The following is a 2,660-nucleotide window of genomic DNA, read 5'->3' as shown; positions in this document are numbered from 1 at the left end:
CTAATGCGACAGCTCCTTTTTACTAATGTTATTTTGCTTCTTTAGCAGCTTCAAAAATTTTATCATAACTTGGTTCACTTGTAATTTCATCTAAATACTCAACAAATGTCACTGTATTATTTGAATCTACTACAAAGGATGCTCTTGTTAATAATCCTAACTCTTTTGCATAAGTCCCAGTTGCTTGTGAAAAACTTTTATTTTTATAATCTGATAATGTTTTAACTTTTTCTACTCCTTCTAATCCACACCATCTTGCTTGTGCAAAGGGTAAGTCCATTGAAATTGTATAACAAGTTACTCCGTTTAAGCTATCAACTTCTTTATTAAATCTTTTTACTTCCATATCACAAACCGGTGTATCAATTGATGGTACTGTAAGAAATACTCTTATACCTTTTGTATCTTTTAATCTAAATTCACCTAAATCATTTGTTGTTACTGTAAAATCTGTCAACTTATCTCCAACATTTAATGTATTGCCTTCTAAAGTTATAGGGGATCCTTTAAATTTTACTTGTTTCATTTTATCTTTCTCCTTACTTTAAGATTTCTATTTTATGTTTTCCAAAAATCTTATAAATTATATGTGATAATTATATTTATCATCATTCTAATTTTTCTTGTAAGTGAAAGCTTATAAAAAAAGGTCATATGTAAGTTTTCTTATTCCGTCGTTCCACTCCAAGTCAACGCAAACTTACATATGACCTTTTGCCAACTGAAGGAAGAAATCATAATTTTTTATTCTACATTATGAATTTTTTATAATTTCTTAAAGAGTAAAAAAGTAGACCTATGTAAATTTCTATACTGTATATTTACTCACTATTTCTCTAAATTCTTGTTCTTTATCTAATAAATATTTATTAAAATTTAATTTACTTCTTTCAATTTTTGTAGAAAGTTCATATAATAGTTCAGGAATTTTATTTTCTGGAATATCTCCATATGAATTACCTAATTTAGTTTTTCCTATTCCAAGTTCTCCACCTATAAACAAAGTAAAGCATTCTTCTATTTTCTCTCCTACCCTCTTCTTTTTACCAGTAAATCCTATAGATCCAATTTGATGTACTCCACAAGAATTTCCACATCCTGATATATAAATTCTTGGTAATATATCTAAACAATATTCCTTTTCTTTAAAGTAATTTATAATTGATTTTAATGTTCTTTGGCTATTGCATATTCCAATTTGACATGTTGGCACCCCAATACATGACACACTTTGCTCTAACTCAGTCTTTGCACTCATATTTTCTGTTAACTCTAATAACTCCCTTGCCTCATTACCATTTAGATTTCTAAAATAAATCCCTTCGGTCATTGCTAGTCTAACTTCTATATCTTTAAAGTTTTTAACTTTATCTAAAATCTTTTTTAAATCTTTAACCGCAAGTTGACCACCAATTGGGTGAATATAAACACTATACAATCCTTTTTGTTTTTGTTTAAATATCCTTTTATTATTAATATCTATTTCTATACCCTCTTTAGAATATACTTTATTATTAACTTTTATCTCTAAGTTTTCATTGGATTTAACTTCTTCCAAATGTTTTTTATAACATTCTAAGAACTCTTCTTCTCCCATTCGTTCCACAATATATCTAATACGTGCTTTATTTCTATTTTCATAATTCCCTTCAGTCATAAATAATCTTACTAACGCTTCTACATAATAAATTACCTCTTTTGGCTCAATCAGCTCTGTATATTTAACTGCCTTTTTAGGATTTTGACCTAATCCTCCACCTAAGTATAATTCAAAATATTCTTTTCCATCCTTTTCAGTTGCAGCAAATCCTAAATCTTGAATTGTGCAATGTGCTGAATCACTTTCAGTATTTGAAAAGGAAACCTTAATTTTCCTAGGTAATTTATAAGTATATATTCTCTCTAAAAAATAATTTCCAACTGCTAATGCATATGGAGTTACATCAAAAGCCTCACTTGAATCAACTCCTGATAATGGTGATATAGCTACGTTTCTTGGATAATCTCCTCCTGCGCCCCTTGTATATATATCATTATCTAGAGCTTCAATCATTAAATCACAAATTTCATCTATATTTAATCCATGTAATTGAATTGCTTGACGAGTTGTAAAATGTATATTGCTTAGTTTATACTTTTCTGCGAATTCATACACCTTATACATTTCATTTACATTAGTTACTCCAGAAGGAATTCTAAGCCTTATCATAAACTCCTTTCCTCCCTTATGAGCATACACTCCAAATCCTCCAGAAACATGCTTAAATTGCATAATATTTAGCTCTCCATTAAAGAACTTATATCCAGTTTCCCTGAAACTCTCTATTTCTCCATATAAAACTTCTTTTAACTTATTCATATATCGACACCTCTTTAATAAATTTACACAATATTAATTATATCACTAAATATAATATATATTTAATATTTGTAATAAAATGCGAAGCATTTTTCAGCTCACAGTTCACAAGGAACAGTGCACAGTTGTTTTAATTTTTTCATTCTTTCATTTATAAATTGCTTTGCAATTTATATCATAACCTGTTCCCTGTTACTTTATTCCAAAAACTGTGAACTGTGAACTGTGCGCTGTGAACTATATAAATTGCTTCGCAATTTATTTCTAATTCTTAAATGAATGAATTGGTGCTGGTATTCTT

2 protein-coding genes are annotated in these 2,660 nt (G+C 28.4%); both read right to left on the bottom strand.

Going from position 1 to position 2,660, the window contains the following annotated elements:
* Positions 1-28: 28 nt before the first annotated feature.
* Positions 29-526, bottom strand: coding sequence for a thiol peroxidase (tpx, locus tag AAT22_RS04145; RefSeq protein WP_047000353.1), 498 nt, complete (start codon positions 524-526; stop codon positions 29-31).
* 282 nt (positions 527-808) lie between these two features.
* Entirely contained in the window at positions 809-2,359 is a 1,551-nt protein-coding gene (locus tag AAT22_RS04140) for a nitrite/sulfite reductase (RefSeq protein WP_047000352.1), read from the bottom strand.
* Positions 2,360-2,660 lie beyond the last annotated feature (301 nt).

Source organism: Clostridium sp. C8 (assembly GCF_001010885.1).
GTDB classification, from domain to species: Bacteria; Bacillota; Clostridia; order Clostridiales; family Clostridiaceae; genus Clostridium; species Clostridium sartagoforme.
Note: the sequence above shows the minus strand (reverse complement) of the source record. Positions and strands in the feature narration are given on the sequence as shown.

Bases quoted from the DNA above. Each gene is read 5' to 3' on its own strand.
- tpx (WP_047000353.1), bottom strand. From the start codon at position 526: ATGAAACAAGTAAAATTTAAAGGATCCCCTATAACTTTAGAAGGCAAT.
- AAT22_RS04140 (WP_047000352.1), bottom strand. From the start codon at position 2,359: ATGAATAAGTTAAAAGAAGTTTTATATGGAGAAATAGAGAGTTTCAGG.